Source organism: Cryobacterium sp. 10C3 (genome assembly GCF_034314285.1).
Classification (GTDB): Bacteria; Actinomycetota; Actinomycetes; order Actinomycetales; family Microbacteriaceae; genus Cryobacterium; species Cryobacterium glucosi.
In genome coordinates this window covers 1,928,542-1,954,744 of record NZ_JAVIWF010000002.1, presented here as the reverse complement: position 1 = coordinate 1,954,744, position 26,203 = coordinate 1,928,542, and the positions used below count along the sequence as shown (strand labels likewise).

20 protein-coding genes and 5 pseudogenes are annotated in these 26,203 nt (G+C 67.9%); 14 read left to right on the top strand and 11 right to left on the bottom strand.

Features of this window, described 5'->3' with window-relative positions:
* The first annotated feature begins 54 nt into the window (after positions 1-54).
* Together RGU41_RS10140 and RGU41_RS10135 are read left to right on the top strand one after the other, a co-directional pair.
* Positions 55-1,587, top strand: a complete 1,533-nt coding sequence (locus tag RGU41_RS10140; protein ID WP_134449600.1) for an amino acid permease — start codon at positions 55-57, stop codon at positions 1,585-1,587.
* Between the two features lie 258 nt (positions 1,588-1,845).
* Positions 1,846-3,285, top strand: a complete 1,440-nt coding sequence (locus tag RGU41_RS10135) for an IS1182 family transposase (RefSeq protein ID WP_322135178.1) — start codon at positions 1,846-1,848, stop codon at positions 3,283-3,285.
* Between the two features lie 203 nt (positions 3,286-3,488).
* Here the strand turns inward: RGU41_RS10135 and RGU41_RS10130 are convergent.
* Positions 3,489-5,176, bottom strand: a pseudogene (locus RGU41_RS10130) (alpha-glucosidase).
* Positions 5,177-5,351: 175 nt separating this feature from the next.
* Here RGU41_RS10130 and RGU41_RS10125 point away from each other — a divergent pair.
* The 4 genes and pseudogenes from RGU41_RS10125 (at position 5,352) to RGU41_RS10110 (ending at position 10,168) form a co-directional block, all read left to right on the top strand.
* On the top strand, positions 5,352-6,347 hold the full coding sequence (locus RGU41_RS10125; protein WP_322136154.1) for a dihydroorotate dehydrogenase: 996 nt from the start codon (positions 5,352-5,354) through the stop codon (positions 6,345-6,347).
* 802 nt (positions 6,348-7,149) lie between these two features.
* Complete coding sequence (locus RGU41_RS20890) at positions 7,150-7,263, top strand: hypothetical protein (RefSeq protein WP_416173182.1); 114 nt, start codon at positions 7,150-7,152, stop codon at positions 7,261-7,263.
* A gap of 142 nt (positions 7,264-7,405) precedes the next feature.
* Positions 7,406-9,689, top strand: a pseudogene (locus tag RGU41_RS10115) (polyribonucleotide nucleotidyltransferase).
* A 143-nt stretch (positions 9,690-9,832) separates the two neighbouring features.
* Positions 9,833-10,168 carry an ArsR/SmtB family transcription factor gene (locus RGU41_RS10110; protein ID WP_134449604.1) on the top strand — a complete coding sequence of 112 codons (336 nt, stop codon included), beginning with the start codon at positions 9,833-9,835 and terminating at the stop codon, positions 10,166-10,168.
* Between the two features lie 30 nt (positions 10,169-10,198).
* Here RGU41_RS10110 and RGU41_RS10105 read toward each other — a convergent pair whose 3' ends face one another.
* The 8 genes and pseudogenes from RGU41_RS10105 to RGU41_RS20885 all read right to left on the bottom strand — a co-directional run bounded on the left by RGU41_RS10105 (position 10,199) and on the right by RGU41_RS20885 (position 17,540).
* Entirely contained in the window at positions 10,199-11,776 is a 1,578-nt protein-coding gene (locus RGU41_RS10105) for an NADH-quinone oxidoreductase subunit C (protein WP_322136152.1), read from the bottom strand.
* Positions 11,776-12,312 (bottom strand): hypothetical protein, encoded by a 537-nt coding sequence (locus RGU41_RS10100; RefSeq protein ID WP_322136151.1) that lies wholly within the window; start codon positions 12,310-12,312, stop codon positions 11,776-11,778. Before RGU41_RS10100 ends, RGU41_RS10105 begins: the two co-directional genes overlap by 1 nt.
* Positions 12,237-13,493 (bottom strand): proton-conducting transporter membrane subunit, encoded by a 1,257-nt coding sequence (locus RGU41_RS10095; RefSeq protein ID WP_322136150.1) that lies wholly within the window; start codon positions 13,491-13,493, stop codon positions 12,237-12,239. Before RGU41_RS10095 ends, RGU41_RS10100 begins: the two co-directional genes overlap by 76 nt.
* Positions 13,493-14,149, bottom strand: a complete 657-nt coding sequence (locus RGU41_RS10090; protein ID WP_134449605.1) for a hypothetical protein — start codon at positions 14,147-14,149, stop codon at positions 13,493-13,495. Before RGU41_RS10090 ends, RGU41_RS10095 begins: the two co-directional genes overlap by 1 nt.
* 8 nt (positions 14,150-14,157) lie before the next feature.
* On the bottom strand, positions 14,158-14,802 hold the full coding sequence (locus RGU41_RS10085) for a respiratory chain complex I subunit 1 family protein (protein ID WP_322136149.1): 645 nt from the start codon (positions 14,800-14,802) through the stop codon (positions 14,158-14,160).
* On the bottom strand, positions 14,799-15,155 hold the full coding sequence (locus RGU41_RS10080) for an NADH-quinone oxidoreductase subunit H (RefSeq protein ID WP_322137338.1): 357 nt from the start codon (positions 15,153-15,155) through the stop codon (positions 14,799-14,801). The genes RGU41_RS10085 and RGU41_RS10080 overlap by 4 nt, the downstream gene beginning before the upstream one ends.
* Positions 15,155-17,173 (bottom strand): proton-conducting transporter membrane subunit, encoded by a 2,019-nt coding sequence (locus tag RGU41_RS10075; protein ID WP_134558602.1) that lies wholly within the window; start codon positions 17,171-17,173, stop codon positions 15,155-15,157. The genes RGU41_RS10080 and RGU41_RS10075 overlap by 1 nt, the downstream gene beginning before the upstream one ends.
* Positions 17,170-17,540, bottom strand: a pseudogene (locus tag RGU41_RS20885) (NADH-quinone oxidoreductase subunit B family protein). Before RGU41_RS20885 ends, RGU41_RS10075 begins: the two are co-directional and overlap by 4 nt.
* On the opposite strand from RGU41_RS20885, the gene RGU41_RS10065 reads away from it, so the two are divergent.
* Positions 17,424-17,672: a hypothetical protein gene (locus RGU41_RS10065; RefSeq protein WP_322136147.1), complete on the top strand. Its 249-nt coding sequence runs from the start codon at positions 17,424-17,426 to the stop codon at positions 17,670-17,672. The pseudogene RGU41_RS20885 and the gene RGU41_RS10065 overlap by 117 nt on opposite strands.
* Before the next feature lie 88 nt (positions 17,673-17,760).
* Here RGU41_RS10065 and RGU41_RS10060 read toward each other — a convergent pair.
* Positions 17,761-18,275: pseudogene (locus RGU41_RS10060) on the bottom strand (Lrp/AsnC family transcriptional regulator).
* Positions 18,276-18,461: 186 nt separating this feature from the next.
* On the opposite strand from RGU41_RS10060, the gene RGU41_RS10055 reads away from it, so the two are divergent.
* Positions 18,462-19,196 carry a 4a-hydroxytetrahydrobiopterin dehydratase gene (locus tag RGU41_RS10055; protein WP_322136146.1) on the top strand — a complete coding sequence of 245 codons (735 nt, stop codon included), beginning with the start codon at positions 18,462-18,464 and terminating at the stop codon, positions 19,194-19,196.
* Here the strand turns inward: RGU41_RS10055 and RGU41_RS10050 are convergent.
* Entirely contained in the window at positions 19,143-19,631 is a 489-nt protein-coding gene (locus RGU41_RS10050) for a glutathione peroxidase (RefSeq protein ID WP_416173181.1), read from the bottom strand. The genes RGU41_RS10055 and RGU41_RS10050 overlap by 54 nt on opposite strands.
* A 347-nt stretch (positions 19,632-19,978) precedes the next feature.
* Here RGU41_RS10050 and RGU41_RS10045 point away from each other — a divergent pair, with 347 nt between their 5' ends.
* The 6 genes and pseudogenes from RGU41_RS10045 (at position 19,979) to RGU41_RS10020 (ending at position 26,175) form a co-directional block, all read left to right on the top strand.
* On the top strand, positions 19,979-21,667 hold the full coding sequence (locus tag RGU41_RS10045) for a ribonuclease J (protein ID WP_322136145.1): 1,689 nt from the start codon (positions 19,979-19,981) through the stop codon (positions 21,665-21,667).
* A gap of 95 nt (positions 21,668-21,762) precedes the next feature.
* Positions 21,763-22,029, top strand: a complete 267-nt coding sequence (locus tag RGU41_RS10040; RefSeq protein ID WP_322136144.1) for a hypothetical protein — start codon at positions 21,763-21,765, stop codon at positions 22,027-22,029.
* Positions 22,026-22,268: pseudogene (locus tag RGU41_RS20880) on the top strand (transglycosylase domain-containing protein); the annotation flags it as partial. The gene RGU41_RS10040 and the pseudogene RGU41_RS20880, both read left to right, overlap by 4 nt.
* A 67-nt stretch (positions 22,269-22,335) precedes the next feature.
* The gene (locus RGU41_RS10030; RefSeq protein WP_322137336.1) at positions 22,336-23,868 is read left to right on the top strand and encodes a transglycosylase domain-containing protein; all 1,533 of its coding nucleotides are present in this window, start codon (positions 22,336-22,338) and stop codon (positions 23,866-23,868) included.
* Between the two features lie 120 nt (positions 23,869-23,988).
* Positions 23,989-24,591 carry an NADPH-dependent FMN reductase gene (locus RGU41_RS10025; protein ID WP_134449613.1) on the top strand — a complete coding sequence of 201 codons (603 nt, stop codon included), beginning with the start codon at positions 23,989-23,991 and terminating at the stop codon, positions 24,589-24,591.
* Positions 24,592-24,732: 141 nt separating this feature from the next.
* Positions 24,733-26,175, top strand: coding sequence for an HNH endonuclease signature motif containing protein (locus RGU41_RS10020; protein WP_322136142.1), 1,443 nt, complete (start codon positions 24,733-24,735; stop codon positions 26,173-26,175).
* The last annotated feature ends 28 nt before the right edge of the window (positions 26,176-26,203 follow it).

Below are 26,203 nucleotides of genomic sequence, written 5' to 3'. Positions count from 1 at the left end.
GACAGGGGAGTCGTAGGCTGGGCGGGTACCCAACGAAATGGATATCCCCCTGTTATGAGCATTTGGCGCACCAAAAGCATTGAGGCCTCGATGGCCGACTCCCTCGAAAAGGGCCACAATCTCAAGCGCACCCTCGGCACCTGGGACCTCATGGTCATGGGTGTCGCCGTTGCCGTCGGCGCCGGGATCTTCTCGGTCGGAGCAAAGGCGGCCGGCAGCTACGCTGGCCCGTCGGTGACGCTCGCGTTCCTGCTCGCCGCCCTCACCTGCGCCCTCGCGATCATGTGTTACGCGGAGTTCGCGTCGGCGGTGCCGGTCGCCGGCTCGGCGTACACCTTCACCTATGCGACCCTCGGCGAGCTCCTGGCCTGGATCATCGGCTGGGACCTGATCCTCGAGATGCTCACCGCGGCCGCCGTGATCGCCAAGTACTGGGGCATCTACCTCTCGAGCGTCTTCGAACTCCTGCACTGGAACGTGCCGGCGACCATCAACATTCTCGGCCTCGACGTGAGCTGGGGCGCCTTCGTCATCGTCGCGATCTTCACGACTCTCCTCGTGCTCGGCACCAAGCTCTCCGCGCGGGTCGCGAGCGTCTTCACGATCCTCAAGGTCGCGATCGTGCTCTTCGTCATCGTCGCCGGCGCCTTCTTCATCAACCCGGCGAACTACTCGCCGTTCATCCCCGCCGCTATCCCGACGACGGGTGGAGACGGCGACGTCTGGATGCAGTCCCTCTTCTCCTTCATGACCGGTGCGCACCCGGCCCAGTACGGCCTCTTCGGCCTGCTTGCGGGCGCCTCCCTCGTCTTCTTCGCATTCATCGGCTTCGACGTCGTCGCCACGAGCGCCGAGGAAGTCAAGAACCCGCAGAAGACCCTGCCGCGCGGGATCTTCGCAGGGCTCGCGATCGTGACCGTGCTCTACCTCGGCGTCAGCCTCGTACTGACCGGGATGGTGCCGTACACGGTGCTCGCGCAGGACCCGAACGCCTCCCTCGCAACGGCCTTCGTCGCCGTCGGAGCCGGCTGGGCCGCCGAGGTCATCTCGGTCGGCATCCTGATCGGCCTGACGACCGTGATCATGGTGCTGCTCCTCGGGCTGTCCCGGGTGCTCTTCGCCATGAGCCGTGACGGCCTGCTGCCCCGCGGCCTCAGCGTCACCTCGGCGAAGCGCGGCACGCCGGCGCGGGTGCAGATCATTGCGGGCACGGCGGTCGCGCTGATCGCCGGCCTCACCAACGTGGGCGTCCTCGAGGAAATGATCAACATCGGAACGCTCTCGGCGTTCGTGCTCGTCAGCATCGCCGTGATCGTGCTGCGGAAGAAGCGGCCGGACCTCAAGCGCGCCTTCAAGGTGCCCTTCTCCCCGTACCTGCCGATCCTCTCGGCCGTGCTGTGCTTCTGGCTGATGCTGAACCTCACAACCCTGACCTGGGTGCGCTTCGCGGTGTGGCTCCTGATCGGCCTCGCCGTGTACTTCGCCTACGGGCGCCGCCACTCCGTGGTCGGCATCGAGGCCAAGCGCGTGTTCGACGAGACCGTACGCACCGAGGCCGTCCGAGAGGAGAACTCGCTCCGCGACTGACCCCTCCCGCGACGAACCCTTTCCGCCAATCCGTTCCGCGAGAGTACGAATTCGGCCCTCTCCGTGCGGCTGAAGGGGCCATTTTCGTACTCTCGCGGGCCGGGCGGGGGCAAGACGCCTAGGAGCGTGGGTCAGTAACGGCGAAGTTTAAAACGCCGACGGATTTCCTGGGCTGGGGTTGTTGGTCTGGGAAAATTGCTTATGAGCGATTTTGATGGTTTGTTTCCCGCGACAGAACTCGAACATGTTGACCTGGTCATGGACGACGGAGTCGAGGCTGGCGCCGGCGTGAACAAGCGGTTCCGGGCGTTCGAGCCGGCGGCCGTGATGTTGGTTCCACCGTCTTTGGATGAGTGGCTGCCGCAGAACCACCTCTCTCGTTTCATCGCCGACATCGTCGAAACTCAAATTGACCTGAAGAAGTTCTACGCGTCCTACGCGAAGTCGAAGGGCCAGCCGCCTTATGACCCTCGGCTGATGGTCCGCGTGCTGCTTTACGGGTATTGCGTCGGGGTTCGCTCGTCACGGGAGTTGGAGCGGGTCTGTGTGGACGTGGTCGCTTTTCGTTGGTTGGCCGCGCAGCAGGCACCGGATTTTCGCTCGATCGCCCGGTTCCGGAAACGGCACCTCGCGAGCCTGGGGAACGTGTTTTTGCAGGCGTTGGAACTGTGTCGTGCGGCTGGGATGGTGTCGCTGGGGCAGGTCGCGTTGGACGGCACCAAGGTCCGGGCGAACGCGTCCAGGCGCAAAGCGATGAGTTACGCCCGGTTGACGGAGAAGCAGAAAGTCCTCGCCGATGAAGTCTCCGCCCTCCTGGCGGACGCCGATGCGATCGATGAGGCCGAGGATGCCCGGTTCGGGAAAGACAAACGCGGTGATGAGTTGCCGCCGGAGCTCGCGAGGCGGGAATCACGCCTCGTGAAACTGGCCGAGGCGCGCGCCGCTTTGGAGGCGGACGCGGCCGCCCGGGCGCGGAAAGAGGCCGAGAAGAAAGCCCGGGATAAGGGCGATGACGACGATGCTGTCACGGCGAAGGGTGAGGATGCGGCCGAGAACGCGGTCGTGAATCCGAAGGCTCAACGCAACTTCACCGACCCGGACGCGCGGATCATGAAGACCGCTGACGGGTCCTTCCATTACGCCTACAACGCGCAGGCCATCGTGGATGCGGATCATCAGATCATCGTCGCGACGACGCTGACGAATATTGGCGTGGATGTTGAACAGGTCGTGCCCCTGGTCGAGAAACTCCACACCACGACGGGCGTTCTGCCCCGGCAGGTCCTCGCCGATGCCGGGTATTGTTCAGCCGCGAACCTGGACTACGCCAAGACCATTGAGACGGCCAGCGACGGCGGGACCGAGTTCTTCATCGCGACCGGCCGGGTCAAGCATGGCGAACGTGTTCCCGAGGTTCCTCGGGGCCGGATCCCCGCCGATGCGACGCTCCGGGAACGCATGGCCCGGAAGTTGAAGACGAAGAAAGGCCGCGCCGTTTACGCCAGGCGCAAAGCGATCGTGGAGCCCGTGTTCGGTCAAATCCACACGAGGCAAGGAAAATTCCTGCTGCTGCGCGGGTTGGAGCAAGCAGCCCACGAGTGGGACCTGATCGCCGCCTGCCACAACCTAATGAAACTCCACACCCTGCAAACCAAAGCCCGCCTCGCCACGCAAAGCACTCCCCACCCGGCAACCTAAAGACCAGGCAAGACCGCCCTGACGGGCGACAGCGATCCTGCCCTGCGTCGTCAACACGGCCGTGGCCCTATTTTCGATCGGCACGCGAACGGATACAGAGCCCCAGCCCACGACGATCGCGTCGGCAACGCCCCAACCCAACCCGACGACATCGGAGGCATTCATTGGCATCAAAGCCGAATAGGCGTTACTGACTCACGCTCCTAGGGGAGGCGGTAGAGGGTGGCCTCCCAGGGGCGGAGGGTTGCCGACTCCTGGGGCGGGTAGTTGCCGAGGAGGAGGGTGGCCGTCGCGAGTAGAGCGGCGACCGAGGCGGGCAGTGGCGCGGCGAGTGGGGCATCCGCTGCGTTGGCCAAGACGAGGAGCGTCTCACCGGCCAGCGACCGGGTGAAGGCGTAGAGCTGCCCGTGATCGGGCTCGAGCAGCCCGAAGTCGCCGAGGGCGACGACCGGGTTCTCGTGCCGGAGCCGGATCAGTTCCTGGTAGAACCGGAACACGCTCCTCTCGCCCGAACGGTCGGCGGCGACGTTGATCCCGGTGTGGTTCGGGTTGACCGCGAGCCACGGCGTTCCCGTGCTGAAGCCCGCGTTCGGCGACGCATCCCACTGCATGGGCGTTCGGGCGTTGTCGCGGCCCATCGCGTGCACCCCGGCGAGAACGCCTGAAGGTGACCGGTCGAACTCCTCGACGGCCTCCCGGTAGTGGTTGAGCGTTTCGATGTCGCGATAGTCGGCGATGGAGTCGAACCGCACGTTCGTCATCCCGATCTCCTCACCCTGGTAGATGTACGGGGTACCGCGCTGCAGGTGCAGCACGAGCGCCCAGAGGGTGGCGGACTCGTAGCGGTACTCGGCGTCGTTGCCGAACCGGGACACCAGACGGGGCTGGTCGTGGTTGTTCAGGTAGAGGCTGTTCCAGCCGGTCTCCGCGAGGTCGGTCTGCCAGTGCGCGAGGTTCCGCTTGAGCGCGGGCAGGTCAAGGGGAGGGCGTCGAACTTGTTCGCGCCCTGGTCGAGGGAGACGTGCTCGAACTGGAAGATCATGTCGACCTCGTGCCGGGCAGGGTCGGTGAACAGCACGGCGTCCGCCGTGGTCACCCCCGGCATCTCGCCGACCGTGAGGTGCTCACCGGGGCGCCCGGCGAACACGGCCGCGTGCATCTCCTGCAGATAGTCGTGGATCTGCGGGCCCATCGGGCAGGAGGCGTCCCGCGACGGGGCGGGCCCGTCGACGAGCTCGACCCGCTTGGCGATGAAGTTGATCACGTCCATCCGGAAGCCGTCGACGCCGCGGTCGAGCCACCGGTTCATCATCGCGTAGACGGCCTGCCGCACCTCGGGGTTCTCCCAGTTGAGGTCGGGCTGCTGCACCGCGAACAGGTGCAGGTAGTACTCGCCGGTCGCCTCGTCGAGGGTCCAGGCCGGGCCGCTGAAGAAGCTGCCCCACGCGTTCGGCGGACCGTTCGAGGCGTTCGGCTCGCGCCACCAGTACCAGTCCCTCTTCGGGTTGGTCAGGCTGCTCTTCGACTCGAGGAACCAGGGGTGCTCATCGCTCGTGTGGTTGACCACGAGATCCATCACGATCCTGATCCCTCGCTCGTGGGCCTCGGCGACGAGCATGTCGAACTGGGCGAGGTCACCGAAGACGGAGTCGATGTCCTCGTAGTCCTTGATGTCGTAGCCGTTGTCGTGCTGCGGAGACGGGTACACCGGGGACAGCCAGAGGGCATCCACCCCGAGCTCTGCGAGGTAGCCGAGCTTGCCGCGGATGCCGGCGAGGTCACCGATCCCGTCACCGTCGGCATCCGCGAAGCTGCGCGGATAGACCTGGTACACGACACCCGAGGTCCACCAGGGGGCTCCTCCCTCGGGGCCGGCAATCGAATCGGTCACGGGTGTGGGGCTCGTCACGACTGGATCCTTTCCTCGCGCCGGGTGACCGGCGCTGGGGTCGAGCCTAGACCGCGCGGCTGGGGAGGACGAGGATGGCGGCGGCGAACGGCTGATTTGAACATCCACGGAAACGCACGCGATAATTGGACCGCGGAACGGGACGATATTCCCTCCCGTGGACCCGAAGGCAGGCCAGTTGAGCGAGACCCCGCGGCCGACGACGGATGCCCGCCGCACCTTCTTCGCCGCCCGCCCGGCCCCCGTCGCCACGGTCGACCTCAGCGTCAGCATCGGCGGCCTGCGGCTCAGGAACCCGATGATGCCCGCCTCCGGGTGTTTCGGACCCGCCCTCGGCCGGCTCATCCCCGTCGACGAGCTCGGCGCCGTCGTGACCAAGACCGTCTTCGGCGTGCCGCGCGGCGGCAACCCGGCGCACCGGCTCACCGAGATCCGGGCCGGCATGGTCAACAGCGTCGGCATCCCGAGCCGCGGCGCCGCCGGCTACCTCGCCGAACTGCACCCGCGCTACGCCGCCCTCGGCCCGCCCGTGATCATCAGCGTCGGCGCGCACCGGCCTGCCGGGTACGCCCCCGTCGTGCGCGACCTCGGCACGGCAGGCGACGCCTTCGAGCTCAACGTCTCGTGCCCCAACCTCGACCGCGACGGCACCGACATCGGCTCGGACCCGGACGCCATCGAGAGCGCGGTCGCCGCGGTGCGGCTCGAGACCGACAAGCCGATCATCGTCAAGCTCCCTGTCCTCGCCTCCTCGATCGCCGAGTGCGCCCAGGCGGCCCAGGCAGCAGGCGCAGACGCCGTCTGCGTCGCCAACTCGATCCCCGCCCTGCCGCTCGAGGCGTACACCCGCGCCCCCGCGATCGGCAACGTCATCGGCGGCCTCTCCGGGCCGTCGATCCGGCCGATCGTGCTCCGGCTGGTCTGGCTCGCCGCCCGCTCCGTCGACATCCCGGTGATCGCCTGCGGCGGCATCGAGACCGCGGACGACGCCCTCGACTACTTCTCGGTCGGTGCGTCCGCCGTGCAGGTCGGCACCGCCAGTTTCGCCCGCCCGTTCGCGATGGTCGAGATCGTGCGCACCCTGCAGCAGCGCTGCGCGGACGACCGGGTCACCGGCATCCGCGATCTCATCGACCTCTGGAGAGCCCAATGAGCCCGATGAAGACCCCGCCGACCGCTGCGGAGACCCGGGCGGCGCTCGCCAGGCAGGCCGCCTTCGCCGCAGCGGATGCCGCAGCCCTCGACGGCCTGTTGTCCGTGCGCCCCGCAGAGGCCGGGCCCCGCCCCGAGCCGGTCTGGGACGAGGCGACGGTTGTCAATCACGAGGTCGTGCGCGAGCGCTACCACCGGCTCACCCTGTCCTGCGGCACGATCGCGGCAACCGCGCTCGCCGGGCAGTTCCTGATGATCACGGTCCCGCCGCACGGTGGAGAGCGGATCCTGCTGCCACGCCCGATGGCGATCCACCGCCGGAACCCCGAGCGAGGCACGATCGAGGTCATCTACGGCGTCGCCGGCCGCGGCACGACCGCACTCGCCGCGGTCAACCCGGGGCAGCGGCTGCTCGTGACCGGGCCGCTCGGCCGCGGCTTCGAGTTCCCGTCCGGAACCCGCCGGGCGCTGATGATCGGCCGCGGCGTCGGCGTGTGCGCCGTGATGGGTTCGGTCGAGGATGCGGCGGCCCGCGGCATCGAGGCGACGCTCGTCGCGAGCGGACGCACCAGGGGAGCCTCATCGGCTCCGCCGAATGCGCCGAACTCGGTGCGCGCTTCATCCCGGTCACCGACGCGGAGGGCACCGCCGACCTTCCCGCACTCGGGGCTCTCCTGCGCCGCCAGTTCGCCGCCGGTCCGCCCGACGTCGTCTTCGTCTGCGGCGCCGGCGTGCTCACCCGGCTCGCCGCAGAACTCGGCGCCGAATGGGGCGTGCCCGTGCAGGCCTCCCTCGAGGCGCACATGGCGTGCGGGCTCGGCTACTGCCACGGATGCGCGGCCCCGGTCCGCACGGATCCCGCGGTCGAGGGTCCCCTCGTCTGCGTCGACGGCCCGGTCTTCGACGCCGCCGTTTAAGCGCAGATCCGGAGCAAGAGCGCTCTGTTAGACTTGGCGAGGCCAATCTATGGATTGTCCGCACGCCTTGCGCGCCATACGGGTGCGCAAGTCTTCATCGCCGGAATGGCGAGAAGCAAACACAAAAGGAGAGAACCCCCATATGGAGGGTCCAGAAATCACGTTCGCCGAAACCGTTATTGACAACGGCAAGTACGGCACTCGCACGATCCGCTTCGAGACCGGCCGTCTCGCCCAGCAGGCGCAGGGTTCTGCCGCCGCATACATCGACGAAGAGACGATGCTGCTGTCCGCCACGAGCGCGAGCAAGCAGCCCAAGGAAAACTTCGACTTCTTCCCGCTGACCATCGATGTCGAGGAGCGTATGTACGCTGCCGGCCGCATCCCGGGCAGCTTCTTCCGTCGCGAAGGTCGCCCGTCGACCGAGGCGATCCTCACCTGCCGCCTGATCGACCGGCCGCTGCGCCCGTCGTTCGTCGACGGACTCCGCAACGAGATCCAGGTCGTCGTCACCGTCCTCGCCATCGCGCCGGACGATGTACTACGACGTGCTGGCGATCAACGCCGCGTCGATGTCGACCCAGATCGCCGGCCTGCCGTTCTCCGGCCCGATCGGTGGCGTCCGCGTCGCGCTCATCCCCGACCAGAACGGTTCCGGCCAGTGGGTCGCGTTCCCGAAGCACTCGCAGGTTGAAGAGGCCGTGTTCAGCATGGTCGTCGCCGGCCGCGTTGTGACGGATGCCGATGGCAGCGAAGACGTCGCGATCATGATGATCGAGGCCGAAGCCACCGACAACGCCTGGACCTTGATCCAGGGCGGCGCCATCAAGCCGAACGAAGAGGTCATCGCCGAGGGCATCGAAGCCTCGAAGCCCTTCATCAAGCAGCTCATCGAGGCGCAGCAGAAGGTCGCAGCCGCGGCCGCGAAGCCGACAGGCAACTACCCGGTGTTCCCGCCGTACGTGCCCGCCACCTACGACGCCGTTGCCGCGCTCGCCTATGACGAGCTGAAGAACGTCTACCAGATCGCCGACAAGGTCGACCGTCAGAACGCCGACGACGCCCTCAAGGCGAGCGTCAAGACGGCGATCGCCGCAAAGATCGAAGCCGGCGAGCTCGACGCGAGCGCAGCAGGCCAGGTTTCCGCCGCGTACAAGTCGGTCACCAAGCTCGTCGTGCGCTCCCGCGTGCTCAACGAGGGCATCCGCATCGACGGCCGTGGGCTTGCGGACATCCGCCCGCTCGACGCCGAGGTCGCGATCATCCCCCGCGTGCACGGTTCGGCGATCTTCCAGCGCGGCGAGACCCAGATCCTGGGTGTCACGACGCTGAACATGCTCAAGCTCGAGCAGACGATCGACTCCCTGAGCCCGGTCACCAAGAAGCGCTACATGCACAACTACAACTTCCCGCCGTACTCCACCGGTGAAACCGGCCGGGTCGGCACGCCGAAGCGTCGCGAGATCGGCCACGGAGCGCTCGCTGAGCGTGCCCTGGTCCCCGTGCTGCCGTCGCGCGAGGAGTTCCCGTACGCCATCCGTCAGGTCTCCGAGGCGCTGAGCTCCAACGGCTCGACCTCGATGGGTTCCGTCTGTGCGTCCACCCTGTCCCTGCTCAACGCCGGTGTGCCGCTGCGCGCCCCGGTCGCGGGCATCGCGATGGGCCTCATCTCCGACACCGTTGACGGGAAGACCCGCTACGCGGCCCTGACCGACATCCTCGGTGCGGAAGACGCCCTCGGCGACATGGACTTCAAGGTCGCAGGCACGAGCGAGTTCGTCACCGCGATCCAGCTCGACACCAAGCTCGACGGCATCCCCGCCTCTGTGCTCGCCGGTGCGCTCACGCAGGCCAAGGATGCTCGTACGACCATCCTCGCCGTGCTGAACGCCGCCATCGACAAGCCCGACGAGATGGCACCGACCGCGCCCCGCGTGATCAGCGTCCAGATCCCCGTCGACAAGATCGGAGAGCTGATCGGCCCGAAGGGCAAGACGATCAACGCGATCCAGGACGAGACCGGCGCAGACATCTCGATCGAGGAAGACGGCACCGTGTACATCGGCGCCGTGGACGGCCCCTCGGCGGAGGCCGCCCGTGCCCAGGTCAACGCGATCGCGAACCCGACCAACCCGGAGGTCGGCGAGCAGTTCCTCGGAACCGTCGTGAAGATCGCCGCGTTCGGCGCCTTCGTCTCGCTCCTCCCCGGCAAGGACGGCCTGCTGCACATCAGCGAGGTCCGCAAGCTCGCCGGTGGCAAGCGCGTCGAGAACGTCGAAGACGTGCTCGGAGTCGGCCAGAAGGTCCTCGTCGAGATCACCAAGATCGACGACCGTGGCAAGCTGTCGCTCGCCCCGGTCCTCGAAGACGAGTCGGCGTCCGCCGAATCCGTCGTCGAGGTCGCATCGGTGTCCACCGAGGCGTAGTCTTAGGGTTCTGCCGACAACCTCTCGCCAGGTTAGTCGGTTAGACGGAAGGCCCGTTCTGCTTCGGCAGGGCGGGCCTTTTCCGTACCCAACCCCACCTATTTGAGAACATTATAAATTGGCGATATAATCAAACGGTGCCGATGACCGGATTGCCCATGGCCCAGCTCAAGGCCGAATTGTTCAAGTCGCTGGGGCATCCGCTGCGCGTGCAAGTGCTCGAACAGCTCGTCGGCGGCGAACGCTCGGTCGGCAGCCTCGCGGAGGTGCTCGGCTCCGAGCTCTCCAACCTCTCCCAGCAACTCGGTGTGCTGCGCCGCGCCGGCGTGGTCGTCACCCGCCGTGAGGGCAACACCATCTTCTACGCGGTCCGTGACGCCGGCGTCGCCGAACTGCTCACCGTTGCGAAGCGGATGCTGGTCGCGAGTCTCGAAGACTCCCACGCGCTCCTCCGCACGATCGAGCAGGACGAGCGCTAGCGGCATCCGCTTCGCGACGGCGGGCGGGTATCAGAGGTCGTTGCCTGCGTAGGACTGGTTGAAGCTCTTGTTGACGAGCGGGAAGTCGGGCACGATCGTGTCCGCGAGCGCGACGGGCAGCGCCGGCCAGTTGAAGAACGAGGGGTCGACGATCTTGACCCGGCTGAGCACACCGCCGGCTCCGAGCTCGACCCGGTGGCAGATGCTTCCGCGCCAGCCCTCGACGAAGGCCAGCCCGGTGCCGGGCCCGGCCGGGTCGACCGAGGTGCCGCTGCCGAGGTGCTCGCCGAGGCGCGCCACGAGGTCGATGACCACGGCCATCGAGACCGCGAATTCGCCCGCGCGCACCCGGTACCGGGCGAGCACGTCCCCGCCGGTCTCGGTGACGACGTGGAACGCCGGGCCGAGGTCGACGAACGGGTGGTCCCTGCGGGAGTCCGCGTCGATCCCCGACGCCCTCGCGACGTAACCGAGGGTGCCGATCGCGCGGGCCTGGGCCCCGGACAGCGGCGCCGTTCCGGTGAACCGGTCGCGCACGATCGCGTGGCCGAGGGTGATCGCGATGATCTCCTGCATGTCTGCGGCCACGCCGCGGAGCACCTCGGGGTCCGGCAGGCTGAGCACCCGGGCGCCCCCGATCCGCAAGCCGCCGCGCAGGAAGCGCTGGCCCGTGACGGTCTTGTTGAGTCGCAGGAGCGTCTCACGCAGCCGCTGGGTGTGCGAATGCACGATCCCGAAGCCGACGTCGTTCGCGAGCGAGCCGAGGTCGGAGACGTGGTTGTAGATCCGCTCGAGTTCGAGCAGGAGGGCGCGCAGCAGCCGGTCGGTCTCGCGGACCTCGATGCCCGCCGCGGCCTCGACGGCCATGCAGTATGCGAGGGAGTGCCCGACGACGGTGTCCCCGGTGACCTGCTCGGCGAGCTCGAGGCCGTCTGCCGGCCTGCGGCCCTCGAAGAGCCGCTCGACGCCGCGGTGCATGTACCACTGGCGGGCCTCCATGCGCACGATCGTCTCGCCGACGACGGAGAACCGGAAGTGGCCGGGGTCGATGATCCCGGCGTGGATCGGGCCGACGGCGATCTCGTAGACGCCGGGTCCCTCGACCTCGACGAAGGGGAAGGACTCGACGTCCGGCTCGAACCGGGGGGTCACCCGCGCGCCGCGGCGCATCGGGTACCAGCCGCGCGGCCAGTGCCCGTGCCGCACGAGCCGGTACGGCTGCGGGTGGTCGGCCGGGCGCACGCCGTACAGGTCCCGCATCCCGCGCTCGAAGTTGCCGGCCGGGTAGGACAGGTCGGCGATGCTCGGCACCCAGGCGTCGGTGTACGGCACCGGAACGACGAGGTCGACCTGCCGGCGGGGAAAGACGCCCGCGAACGAGTAGACGACGCGCAGGGCGTCTCCGTCGTCATGGCAGGCGATCATCGCGAGCCGGTTGCCGCTGTCGAGCAGGGCGGACGCCTCCTGCCGCAGCCGGTCGCGGACGAGCACCCGGATCTCGGGCCGGGCCGGGGCCGCCGGCATGACCGGAGCGTGGGGGACCGGAGCGTGGGGGACCGGCGGGCCGGGCGTCGCCGAATTCAGGTCAGGCGTGTCGCGGTTGGTCATCAGTGGGCTCCTCCCAGTACGGCGGCGGCGCGCACGAGCAGCACGCCGACCGGGTTCGCGATGAAGGGAACGACGGCGCAGGTGGCGAGGGCGAGCACGAGGGGGAGCAGCGGGCCGTGGGTCGAGCGGTCCGGCGCGACGACGACGTCGACGACGGTCACGGCGACGGTGTCGGGGAACGGAGCGGCCACGCGGATGTTGGAGGTCATCGGGAACGGTTCAGGACCGTTCCCGCCGTCAGCGACGTCAGCGACACCGTTCACGACTCCGGCACCGTCGATCCCGGCCTCCGCCTCGCGGCGGGACAGGACCGTGGCTTCGCGGTCCGCGTCCGATTCGTCCCCCGGCGCGGTCGCGCGCGGGGTCACCTGCTCCGGCAGGATCGGCGGGGTGTGGTCGAGGGCGTCGTGCGGGGAACCGATGGTGAGCGCGACGGTGAGCCGGGTGAGGCTCGCGAAGATCACGAGCAGGAGGACGAGGGCGATGCCGACGACGACGCCCATGCCTGCGGACCAGCCGGTGAGGATGATGCCCACCTCGGAGAAGAAGATGCTGAAGGGGGAAATCCGACGAGCGCCGCCATCGCGACGAGCCACGGGATCGCCAGCCCTGGGCGGCGCACGAGCAGCGCCCGGACGTTGGCGATCGTCGGTGTGCCCTCGACCTCGAGGATCCGGCCGGAGACGACGAAGAGCGTCGCCTTCACGAGTCCGTGGCCGAGCATGTAGAGCAGCACGGCCGGCAGGGCGGCGGCGCCGACCGCGGCGCCGATCGCCATCAGGCCCATGTGCTCGATGCTCGAGTATGCGAGCATCCGCTTGAAGTCGCGCTGGCGGATGAGCAGGGCGGCGGCGACGAACAGGGAGAGCAGGCCGGCCACGCTCAGCATCGCCCGGAGGAAGTCCGGGCCGATCACGGCGTCCGTGATGGTCTGCACCCGCAGGATCGCGTACAGGGCGACCGCGAGCAGCACGCCGCTCATCAGGCCGGACACCGGCGCGGGCGCCTGGCTGTGGGCATCCGGCAACCAGCTGTGCATCGGTGCGAGGCCGGCCTTGGTCGCGAAGCCGAGCACAGCGAGGGCGCCGCCGGCACGGACGAGTGCGGGGTCGAGGGGCAGGCCAGGCTGGCTGAGCACGAGCCAGGACAGCGTCGCCTCGCCGGTGGCCCGGGAGGCTGCGTAGATCAGCAGGATGCCGAGCAGGGCGATCGCGACGCCGACGGAGCCGAGGATCACGTACTTCCAGGAGGCCTCGAGGGACTTGCCGGTGCGGTGCGCGCCGACCAGGAACGCGGTGGTGATCGTCGTCGCCTCGATCGAGGCCCACATCAGGCCGATGTTGTCTGCGACGACGGCGAGCGACATGGCGGCGAGGAACACCGAGATCAGGCCGTCGTAGGAGCCCGCCCAGCGCGCGGGAGTCTGGGAGTGGCCGCCGCCGCCGAGTCCGCCCCAGGTCGAGACGAGGCCGATGGCTCCGACGACCGTGAGCAGGTAGGCCGAGAGGGCGTCGGCGCGGAGCACGCCGCCGAGAGTCGGCACCTGGTCGTGCAACACGGCGACGACGAGGATCACCCCGGAGGCGAGCACGGCCAGGCTCGAGGCGATCGGACCGAGCCGGCGCAGCCGCGGGGACGGCACCGTGAGGCTCAGGAGCGCGAACAGCACCGGGAGGGCGAGCGGGGTCCAGAGTGCGAAGGACAGGGACGGGGCCATCAGTCATGCAACTTTCTCAGCTGGTCGATGTCCGTGTTGCCGAACTTGTTGTGCATCCGCCCCGCGAAGACGTAGAGGATCATCACGACGAGGAGCACGTCGAGGGAGATGCCGAGCTCGAGCACGAGCGGGACGCCGCCGCTCGTCAGGAAGGCTACGGTCGCGATGCCGTTGTCGAGCACGAGGAAGCCGATCAGCTGCGACCGCGCCTGCCTCCGGGTGACGAGCAGCAGGAAGCCGATCAGCACCATCGCGAGCCCGATCGGCGCGGCGTGCGCGGACACGCTCGTGTCCCTGGCCAGCACCCGGCTCGAGACCACATAGGCGAGGATCGTGAGCAGGGCCACGGTCAGGAGCGAGGCCGTCGGGTTCAGGCGCGGGGCCTCATCCGTTCGGGTCGTCGCCTTCGACTCGTGGGCGAGCACCCACGGCAGGCCGAGGCCCTTGACGAGCAGCACGAGCACGGCGACGAGGATGACCTCGAGCTCGCCCTTCTGCACGCCGATCACGGCGACGAGCGCGGCCAGGGCGAGGCCCTGTACGGCGAGCAGGCGGATCGAGGCGAGCATCGAGTGCCGCCAGACCATCAGCGCGCTCGTGAGCAGCAGCGTGCCGGTGCAGAGGCCGATGAGTTGCGGGTAGGTGGTTTCGAACACGGATGCTCCTAAGCGACCAGGTAGGAGGCGGTGACGGCGAGCAGGGCGAGGGCGAACGACCCCGCGAGCAGCTCGGGCACGCTGAACAGGCGCGCCTTGGCGAGGAAGACCTCGCCGACGCTCAGCGCGGTGCCCAGGGCGAGCACCTTGGCGGCGACTGCGACGGCGCCGAGGAGGAGACCGGGCACGGTGAAGTCGGTGAGCACGCCCCACGGCACGATGAGGTTGCCGAGCAGGCCGAGCAGGGCGGCGAGCTTGAGCCAGGAGCCCAGTTCGAGCCAGGCCAGGTCGCGCCCGGAGCTTTCGAGCACCATGGCCTCGTGCAGCATCGTGAGTTCGAGGTGCGTCGAGGGGTTGTCGATGGGCAGCCGGCTCGTCTCGGCCATGATCGCGATCGCGAGGGCGACCATCGCGAGCAGGCTCACGGGGGAGATGATCACGGCGGGCGTCTGGAGCCGGGTCTGCACGATCAGCGACAGCGTCGAACTGCCCGCCGGGATCGAGAGGGCGTAGATCGAGAGCAGCAGGGTCGGCTCGACGAGGGCGGCGACCGTCATGTGCCTGCTCGAGCCCATCCCGCCGAACGCGGTGCCGCCGTCGAGCCCGACGAGGGCGAGCGCGACGACGCCGATCAGCATGACAGAGACGATCACGAAGAGGTCGCTCGGGATGAGCGGGAGCGCGAGGGTGCCGACGAGGGGAGCAGCACGCAGAGCAGCAGGCTCGAGACGAGCAGCACGATCGGGCCGACCGACAGCATCCAGCTCGAGTCCGCCGCGTGCACAGGCTCCTTGGCGAGGAGCTTCCGCACGTCGCGCCAGGGCTGCCAGATTCCGGCTCCCGCGCGGCCCTCGAGCCGGGCGCGCACCTGGCGGATCACGCCGATCAACAGCGGGGCCAGGAAGACGAAGAGCGCGAGTTGCAGCACGGCCATCAGGATCGGGGCCCCGATGCCGGCCCAGGTCAGCTCAACCGCGTGCGCCGCAGCGCCCGTGCCCACGCGCATCACAGCGACACCGCGATCAGCACGACGAGCAGGGCGGCGAACGAATAGCCGAGGTAGCGGTGGATGCTGCCGTCCTGGGCGCGCCGGGCGGCGAGGCCGAAGCGCTGGGCCGCGTTCAGGACCGGCCGGTAGAGCCGGGTCTCGATCACGTCGGAGACGGTCTGTTCGACGTGCACCTTCTCGACGAGGTACCTGGACTCGCCGACATGGGTGACCTCGACGTCGCGCGACGGACGCAGCACGTCGTCGAAGACCCGCACGAGTGGTTCGGCGTATGAGGTCGCGGTGTACTGCATCCGGGGCCGGAGCCTCGAGCCGCCACCGGCCCAGGGCAGCGGGTCCACCCGGGTGGGGTGGCGCCGGGCGCCGAGGGCGACGATGACGAGGATCGGCACGAGGACGAGTCCCGCGAGGATGACGAGGGTGCCAGGGTCGAGCACGGCGTCGATTCCGGAGAGGCTGACGCCGGCGAGGCCGACGGTGTGCACGTCGGGAACGATGACGGGGCCGACGGCCGCGGCGATGGCCGCGGCGAGCGGGCCGGGCATGAGCCCGAGGCCGACGACGGCGAGGGCGCCGAGCACGAGGGGGACGCGCATCACCCAGGGCACCTCGCGGGCGATGCTCGCCTTCCGGGAGCGCGGCCGGGCCAGGAATGCGATGCCGTATGCCTTGACGAAGGTCAGCAGTGCGAGTCCCGCGGTGAGGGCGAGCACGGCGACGGCGAGCGGCATCGCGATCGACGCGGCGACGGAGACGACCTCACCGTCGAGCCGGGCACCGTGGATCAGCGCCTGCAGCAGCATCCACTCGGCGACGAAGCCGCTCGTGATCGGGAGCGATGCCGCGCCGAGACTGGCGAGGCCGAACGTGCCTGCCGTCCACGGCATCCGTTTGCCCAGGCCGCCGAGGCGGTCGAGGTTGAGCTCGCCGGTCGCGTGCGCGACGGCGCCGGCACCGAGGAAGAGGGTCGTCTTGAAGGCGGCGTGGCTCACCATGAGCAGAAGGGCCGCGACGAGGGCGGCGTCGGCGGCGGCCGTCGCGTTGTAACTGCGCAGCAACACGGATGCCCCGAGGCCGAGGAAGACGAGCCCCATGTTCTCTGTGGTCGAGTAGGCCAGCAGCACCTTGAGGTCGCTCGCGACGGAGGCCTGCAGGATGCCGTACACGGCGGACACACCGCCGAGCACGAGGATGAGCACGCCCCACCACGGCGGGCCGGAGGGCAGCAGGCGCACGCAGACGAGGAGCGCGCCGTAGACGCCGATCTTGACCATTGCGCCGCTCATCGCCGCGGCGACGTGGCTCGGCGCCTCTGGCAGCACCCGGGGAACCCAGACGTGCAGCGGGACGAGCTCCGCCTTGCCGCCGAAGCCGAGCAGGAGGAGGACGAACGCGAGGTTCGCCGGCCAGGAATCGGCCGGCACGGTCGCGAGCGTCTGGAAGCCGGTACCGCCGGTGGCGGCCACGAGCACGCCGAAGCCGGCGAGCACGAAGAAGAAGCTCAGCTGGGACATCGCCGAGTACCAGATCGCGGCGGAGTAGACGGTGCTCCGGCTCGCGTGGTCGGCGAGGAGGAGCACGGTGGAGCCGAGGGTCATGATCTCCCAGAGGAGCAGGAAGGACACGACGTCGGTCGCGGCGGGAACGAGCTGCATGCCGCCGAGGAAGACGGCCATGGCCGCCCAGGAAGTGCGTGAGGCCTCCGCGCCGCGGGCCGAGCCGATCCCGAAGAGGGAGACGAGGGCGCCGACCGCGGAGACGACGATCATGAAGAGGCCGCCGAGCCGGTCGGGGGAGAGCACGAGGGGATCGATCGGGAGAGCGAGCGGGATGGTCAGGGTGCCGTTCGCCCCGCCGAGCGCTGCGGCCCCGGTGACGATGCCGGCGAGGCCGAGGAGGGCGCAGAGCGCGCCGGTCGCGCGGGACCGCCACGAGACGGGACTGAGCAGGCCGGTCGCAACGGCGGCGAGCGCGAGCAGGGCCTGGACGACGAGGCCGGACTGGACGGCGTTCATCGCCCGGTCATCCGTCGGAGGGCTTCGACGATGGCGGCAGGTTCCGGCGGGGTACCGGGGACAACGAGGTCGACGTGCACGAAGTCGGACACCGGGCCGGCGACACCGTAGCCGTCGGCGAAGACGCCGCCCGTGATCGCGCAGTCGCCGACGGCGACGACGAAACGGGGGTGGGGGTCGCGACGACCGTGCGCCGAAGCGGTTCGATCATGTTCCTGGTCACCGAACCGCAGATCAGCAGCACGTCAGCATGACGAGGCGAGGCGACGAGCCGCACGCCGTAGCGCTCGACGTCGTAGACCGGGCCGAAGGCACTGGCGACTTCCTGGGCGCAGTCGTTGCAGCCGCCGGCATTGATGAAGCGCACCTGGATGCTGCCGCCGAAGATCCCGGCGCCGGGGAACAGGGCGGGGCCTGCGGGGCCTGCTCTGCGATCCGCCCGCTGCGACGGATGAGGGAGGTCAGTCTGGTGACGCTCACCGGGGGTCTACGCCACTAAACATCATTACTTCTTTATATACCTATATGATGAATTTATCAAATAGATTGTGGACACTGCGCGGTGCGGGGCGGTCGTTCCGTCGGACTCAGGCCTCGTCGTCGATATCGACGTCGGCGCGGTTCGCCGGGCCGCGCTCCCGGGTCACCCGGTCGAGCAACGGGGTGATCCGGTACGGGATCAGCTCGCCCATGGCGAGCGAGGTCTCCGTGCGATCGACGCCCTCGCACGCGAGGATCGTGCCGTCGATGCGGAACAGGTCGTCGGCATCCGTGCACACGACGAGGACGAGCAGGTCCGTCGACCCGCTCATTCCGTGGGCCTGAACGATCTCGGGGATCTGGTTGAGTTCTGCGACGATCTGGCTGAGCCTCTTCTGCTGCAGGTGCACCTGGATGAACGCCGTCAGGGGTGGCCGAGGGCGATCGGATTGATCCGGCGATCGAAGGCCAGGAACGCGTTGGATTCTTCGAGCCGCGCCATCCGCGCCTGCACGGTGTTCCTGGACAATCCCAGCCGCTGGGCGAGGGCCACGAAGGTGCTGCGCGGCTCTACGCAGAGGGCGCGGAGGAGTTGGAGGTCGACCCTGTCCAGACTGTGCATAACGCATGAGATTAGCACGCAGGAGGCCCGCAGAATAGGGCAAAGTGATTAGTGTTACGCCCCGCGAGGGCGCATCCGTGAAGGACGCGTCGGGAGGGTCACCGCGGCGGTCCGCCGCGCTTCCCGCCGGCTTTCGCAGGCCTCATTCTCTTGACCGCCGGCGGGCGCCGGAGCAGAGTGAGGTACATGAGCGCAACCGGTTCGATCCAGAGTCCCGTGCAGACCGGCCCCGTGCTCGCGGGCGGCCCGTTCGTACACCTCGATGGAGCGTTGCACGCGAGCTACCGCACGAGCGATTTCGCCTCTGCGGTGCGCTTCCTCGACCGCGTCGCCGAGGCGGCGGATGCCGCAGGCCACCATCCCGACGTCGAACTCGGCTATGGGACGGTCGCCTTCCGGCTCCGCTCGCATGATCTCGGCGGCGTGACCGAACGCGACCTCCGGCTCGCCCTGCAGATCCAGGCGCTCGCGAATGAGCTCGGTGCGGAAGGCACGGCCGTGACGCCCGCCCGGTACGACGTTGCGATCGACTGCACGGACGCCGACTCGATCCGGCCGTTCTGGCGCGTCGGCCTCGGATATGTCGAGCTGCCGGCCGACGGCGACGGCGACGGCGACGTGGAACTCGTCGACCCGCGGGGTCATGGGCCGAGGGTCTGGTTCCAGCACATGGAGATTGCCCGCACCGACCGGAATCGTATCCATCTGGACGTCTACGTTCCGGGTGACGACGCCGAGGAACGCGTCAGCGCGATCGTCGAGGCCGGCGGCACGCTGCTCACTGACGAGCACGCCCCGAGTGGTGGGTGCTCGCCGATGTCGAGGGCAACGAGCTCTGCGTCTGCACCTCGAGCTACTGAACCCGGGTCAGGCGGCGGCGGAGGCGAGCGTCTTCTCGATCGCGCCGACGAGCTCTGGTGACTCGGGTTCGACGGTCGAGGCGAAGCGGTCCACGATCTGGCCCTCTGCGTTCACGAGGAACTTCTCGAAATTCCACTTGACGAGGCCGGGCAGCAGGCCGGACTTGAACCTGGTGAGCTGGGCGTAGAGCGGATGCTGGTGCTTGCCCCGGACATCCACCTTCTCGGTCATCGGGAAGGTGACACCGTAGTTCAGCTGGCAGAACGCCTCGATGTCGGCGGACTCCCCGGGCTCCTGGCCCATGAACTGGTTGCACGGCAGGCCGAGGACGACGAGGCCGTCGTCCTTGAAGCGCTCGTAGAGGGCCTCGAGGCCCGCGTACTGGGGCGTGAAGCCGCACTTGGATGCGACATTGACCACGAGAACGGTCTTGCCGCGGTAGTCGGCGAATGTCGTCTCCGTGCCGTCGATGAGGGTGAGCGGGGCGTCGTACAGGGGGAAGAAGAAGGCATAATCGCAGGCTATTAGCGAAGTCTCCGAGTCGGCTGGGGACGGCGGGAGAACCGCCGGGGGAGCTGGCGGCCCGCATGCGGTAGAATTGGGCGTTGACAGCGCGATTCAACGGCCATCCACAGCTGCGCTTTCACGCTCTGCGGTTCCACACACCCGGATGGCTTTCCACGGCTTCGCCCAGTCGAATGAGGCTCACGGCCTCGCGACCTGACGCGCGCATCACCTTCTGATTTGCATAACCCCGTCACCACGGCTGCCGGATAGACCCGGCGCCGGCTATGAGACCGGTTGCCCTGTGCGCGGTTTCGCCAAGAAATGAGTTTATTTAATTGACTAAGCACGAACTCGACCTGAACAGCCCGCCGTCCCTCATCAAGCGGGGACTGCGCATCGTCCCCCTCGGCGGCCTCGGCGAGATCGGTCGCAACATGACCGTCTTCGAACACAAGGGCAAGCTGCTCATCGTGGACTGCGGGGTGCTGTTCCCCGAGGAGACCCAGCCCGGCGTCAACGTGATCCTGCCCGACTTCTCCTACATCCGCAGCCGGATGCAGGACGTCGTCGCCGTGGTGCTGACCCACGGCCACGAGGACCACATCGGCGGCGTTCCGTACCTCCTCCGCGAGCGCGCGGACATCCCCGTCGTCGGCAGCGAGCTCACCCTCGCCTTCGTGAGCGCCAAGCTCGAAGAACACCGGATCACCCCCAAGCTCCAGCAGGTCAAGGAAGGCCAGCGTCGCAGCTTCGGCCCGTTCGACCTCGAATTCCTCGCGGTGAACCACTCCATCCCCGACGGACTCGCCGTCGCCATTCGCACCGAAGCCGGCCTCGTGCTCGCGACCGGTGACTTCAAGATGGACCAGTTCCCGCTCGACAACCGCCTCACCGACCTCCCCGGCTTCGCCCGTCTCGGTGAAGAGGGCGTCGACCTCTTCATGACGGACTCGACCAACGCCGAGGTTCCCGGCTTCACGATGACCGAGGAAGACATCCGCCCGGCCATCGACTCGGTGTTCCGCACCGCGCCGCGCCGTATCATCGTGTCGAGCTTCGCGAGCCACGTGCACCGCATCCAGCAGGTCATCGACGCGTCGGCCAGGCACAACCGCAAGGTCGCCTTCGTCGGCCGCTCGATGGTGCGCAACATGGCCATCGCGGAGAAGCTCGGCTTCCTGCACGTGCCGAAGGGCCTCATCGTCGACGTCAAGGCGCTCGAGCGGATGAAGGACAGCCAGGTCACGATGATCTGCACCGGGTCGCAGGGCGAGCCGATGGCAGCCCTCTCCCGGATGGCGAACCGCGAACACACGATCAAGATCGGCGAGGGCGACACCGTCCTCCTCGCGAGCTCGCTCATTCCCGGCAATGAGAACTCGATCTACCGGGTCATCAACGGCCTCACCCGCTGGGGCGCCAATGTCGTGCACAAGGGCAACGCCAAGGTGCACGTCTCCGGCCACGCGAGCGCCGGCGAGCTCGTCTACTGCTACAACCTCGTCAAGCCCAAGAACGTCATGCCGATCCACGGCGAATGGCGCCACCTCAAGGCCAACGCCGAGCTCGCGATCCGCACGGGTGTCCCCGAGGCGCAGGTGCTCGTCGTCGAAGACGGCGTGGTCGTCGACCTCATCGACGGCGTCGCCAAGATCGTCGGCCGCGTTCCGGCCGAGATCGTCCTCGTCGATGGCATGACCGTCGGCGGTGTCGCCTCCGAGGAGGCCCTCGCCGACCGCGTGCAGCTCTCCAACGACGGCGCGGTCACGATCCTCGGCATCCTCGACACCCGCACCGGCGCGCTCGTCGAACCGGTCGAGTTCATCGCCCGCGGCTTCGTGCAGGACAACGCCTGGATCCAGGGCGCGACGAAGTCCATCGACGACGCTCTCCGCGCGGCGAACAAGGTCAAGATCGTCGACGGGCCCGAGCTCGAAGAGATCTTCACCCAGAGTGTGACACGGTGGATGCAGCGTAAGTACCGCCGCATCCCGGTGATCACCTCCGTCGTCGTCGACGCCTAGCAGCCACTCGAAGGCGGATGCCGGTGGACCCGCGGGTCCGGCGGCATCCGCCTTCTTCGTACCACTCGTCCAGAAATGAAAGCCATAGTCGTACCATGACAATTTCGCCGCCCAGCAGGAAGAAGGGCCGTCGACTCCGCCGTCGTTCCATCGTCCTGATCGCAATGGGTGTCGTCGTGGCCGTCATCGCGACCGTCGTGACCGTCATCGCCGTGAACCTGCCCGACGACCTCGAGATCGGCCGGCTGTCGCAGAAGAGCAACCTCTATGCGACCACGAGCGCGGGAACCCCTACCTCCTCGCGTCGTTCTACGACCAGAACCGCGTCGAGGTCGCGTTCGACGCGATCAGCCCGTTCGTGAAGGATGCCGCGACCTCGGGAGAGGATCCGGGCTTCTACGACCACGGGGGCGTCGACATCTGGGGCACCGTGACCGGCATCGTCTCGACCGTCTTCACCGGCACAGCCAGGGGCGGCTCCTCGATCACCCAGCAGTACGTGAAGAACGTGCTCGTGCAGAAGTGCGAAGCGCTCACCGACGAGACGGAACGCGCGGACTGCTACAACACGGCCACCGAGGCGAGCCCCGACCGGAAGCTCAAGGAGATGAGCCTCGCCATCGGCCTCGAGAAGAAGTACTCCAAGGACGAAATCCTGCGCTCAGTACCTGAACATCACGGGCTTCGGCGGCTCCGTCTACGGAATCGAGGCCGCGGCAAGCTACTACTTCAACACCACGGCGGCCAACCTCACGTTGCCACAGGCCGCGAGCCTCGTCGCGATCGTCAACAACCCGGTCAAATTCCAGCTCGACAAGCCGGACAGCGCGACAAACGGTGCGGCCAACGGTTATGCCGACAACAAGGACAGGCGCGATTACATCCTCGATGCGATGCTCGAGCACGGCAAGATCAGCCAGGCAGATCACGATGCAGCGATCAACGCCCCGATCGAACCGACCATCACCGAGCCGAGCACCGGGTGCCAGACAGCAGGCGGCAGCGCCTACTTCTGCGACCTCGTCATGCAAACGCTTCGCAACGACCCGGCATTCGGGGCGGATGCCGAGACACGGCTGGCCAACGTGCGACTCGGCGGGTACAACGTCTACACGACCCTAGACCTCGATCTGCAGTCCGCCGCCGAGACCACAATGAAGGCGAACGTGCCTGCGACGTATCCGGGCTGGGACGTCGGCGGGGTCATCACGAGTGTGGAGGTCGGAACCGGGCGAGTCCTCGACATGGCCCAGAACAAGGACTACAGCCAGGATCCTGCCGTTCAGGCGACCGGAGACAACTTCAGCGGCATCAACTACAACACCGACCTCGGCCAGGGCGGCTCCAACGGGTTCCAGACCGGGTCGACGTACAAGGTCTTCACCCTTGCCGAGTGGCTCAACGAAGGCCATTCCCTCTCCGAGTCCGTGAGTTCCCGGCCCCGGTCGAACTGGGGGACGTTCGAGGACAGTTGCAACGGGCCGCAAAGCTACGGGGCGGCGTTCAACCCGAAGAACGATTCCTCGTCGGAGAACGGCTCGTACAGTTCGGCGTTGCAGTCGACCATCCAGTCGATCAACACGGGTTTCATCGGTATGGCCAAGGAACTCGACCTGTGCGGCATTCGCAAGACGGCCGAAGCATTCGGCGTGCACCGTGCCGACGGGAATGCGCTCGAGCAGGGCGCGGCATCCGTGCTCGGAACAAACGAGATCGCGCCCCTCACCATGGCGGCCGCCTATGCCGGGATCGCAAACGACGGCGTGACGTGCACGCCGATCCTGATCGACAGGATCACCGGGCCGGATGGTACGGAGATTCCCGCGCCGACGTCGAACTGCACCCAGTCCGTCAGCACGGACGTCGCCGCGGGGATGAGTTATGCGATGCAACGGGTCATGACGAGCGGAACGGCGGCGGCCTCCTACCGAGCCACCACGCCCCGGGTGCCGATGATCGGCAAGACCGGCACCACCGACGACAACAAGGACACCTGGATGAGCGGGGCCAGCACGAAGGTCGCCACCGTCGTCGGGGTCGTGAACGTGTCCGGCGACGGCCAGGACCAGCGGACGACGTACTTCGACAGCGGCCAGGCCGCGACCGCCCGGCACCGGATGTGGCCGGATGTCATGAGCGTCGCCAACGAGAAGTACGGCGGGGACAGCTTCACGGTGCCGCCGCGGAGCATGACCCGCTGATCCGGACTGTGTGGCTGATCACGACTGTGTGATAGGACGGAGGAGTCGGCTCATCACACAGGAGATGCCGGGGACAGTCGTTTGACGTGGCCGTTCGGGCGCTCCGGAAAGAACACGGAAATGACGTCACACACGATCGGCTACTTCGTCGGAAGCCTGTCCTCCACCTCCATCAATCGCACGCTCTCCCGGGCGCTGATCCGGCTCGCCCCGGAGAACCTGCACTTCACGGAAATCCCCATCCGGGACCTTCCCCTCTACAGCCAGGACTTCGACGCCGACTATCCACCGGAGGGGCGCGCCCTCAAAGCTGCCATCGAAGGCTCCGACGGGATCCTGATCGTTTCGCCCGAATACAACCGGTCGATACCGGGGGCCCTGAAGAATGCCATCGACTGGGGTTCGCGGCCCTGGGGGACCAACTCCTTCGCGCGGAAGCCCACCGGAATCATCGGCGCCTCCGTGGGTAATATCGGCACCGCCGTCATGCAGTCGAACATGCGCAGCGTGCTGAGCTTCCTCGATGCCCCCCAGTTGAACTCCCCGGAGGCGTACATCAAGTTCGATCCGACGGTCTTCACGGGCGACGGCGAAATCACCGATGCGGGCACCAGGGACTTTCTCCGGCACTACATGGATGAGTACGGTGCGTTCGTCCAGCGCGTCCTGGACGTCACCGCGCCGGGCCACATCGGAGACTTGCACGCGAGCTCGAAGAAGTGACGCGATAGCCGTCGGCCCCGAGCGCTAGCGCCTGTCAGAGAATTTCTCCACAAAAGTGCTCCTTGACCGGGTTATCCACAGGTGATTCATGGGCGCGCGGATGCCGGTGGAATGTCGGTGGTCCTCCGTAGAGTGACCGGCATGACAGCTGAAGAACCCTCAGAAGTTCGCTCGGAAAGCACGGCGGAGCCCCCGCCCGGGACCCCGCCCGGGACCCCTCCCGACCCGTATCTGAACCCCCGGCATCTGAGCCTTGTGGATCCGCCCCTGTCCGAGGTGTATGACGCGATCCGGGACGCGGACCGGGAAATCAATCAGGCCACCGCTCGCCGGGCCGCCGCGGTCTACACCGCCCAGCGGGTGCTCGCCGATGTCGGGCGGGCCCGTGCGGAGGCCGCTGAACGCGCCGGTGGGCCTCGCCCGCCGTGGTCTCCGGAGGAAGCCACGAAAGAGGAATTCACCTGCGAGGTCGGCGCTCTGCTGCGGCTCCCGCGCCGGACGGCGGAGACCCTGATCGAAGCCAGCCGCACCCTCGCGGAGGACCTCCCCGTGACCCGGGAGGCCCTGGCCTCCGGGGCGATCAGTTACCGGCACGCCCAGGTGATCATGGAGCAGGCCTGGGGCATCCGAGTCGATGATGACCCGGAAGCGGCCGCGCGGGCGCGTGCGGTGTTCGAGGAGGTCCTCGTGCCCGACGCGGAAGTGCTGACCGTGGCGAAGCTCGCCGATCGGGCCCGGAGGGTGCGGGAACGCACCCGCCCGGAAACCATCACCGCGAGGCACCAGAAGAGTGTGGAGGACCGGCACGTGGTGTTCCAGGCCCTCAACGACGGCATGGCCTCCCTGTATCTGACCGGGAATGCGGAGAAGGTGCAGGCGGCCTACCACCGCACCCTCGACACGGCGCTGACCCTGCAGGGCCCGGAGGAAACCCGCACGCTGACCCAGCTGGCGGCGGACGTCCTCACCGACGTCCTGATCGGCGGGGTCACCCCGGACGGACTCGGTGCCGGGGTGGCCGCGCAGGTCAACGTCACCGTTCCGGTGCTGACCTTGCTGGGGAAGAGCGAGGAGCCCGGGTATCTGTCCGGGTACGGGCCGATCGACCCCGACACCGCGAGGCGTCTCGCGGCCGGGGCGCCGAGCTTCACCCGGCTGCTCACCCACCCGGAAACCGGGGTCGTGCTCTCGATGGGACGCGACACCTACAAACCACCCGCCGCGCTCAAGAAGTGGCTCGAGGTGCGCGATGAAACCTGCACCTTCCCGGGCTGCCGGCGCTCCGCCAAGCGGTCCGATCTGGACCACAGTGTGGAGTGGCAGCACGGCGGGGAGACCGACGCGATGAACCTCGCCCACCTCTGCCCGTATCACCACGCGGTGAAGAGCTACACCCGGTGGACGCCGAGACACCTCGGCGATGGTCGCATCGAATGGACCTCCCCGGCCGGGTACAGCTACATCGTCGAACCCTCCGCCGATATGAGACCACCCCGGAAACCGAAACCCGCACCGAAACCACCGGTCCCGATCGTTGACGTCTGGAACCTCGACCCCACACCCGACGACCCCACCCCGTTCTGAACGAGGCTTCCGGTGAACGATACCGCCG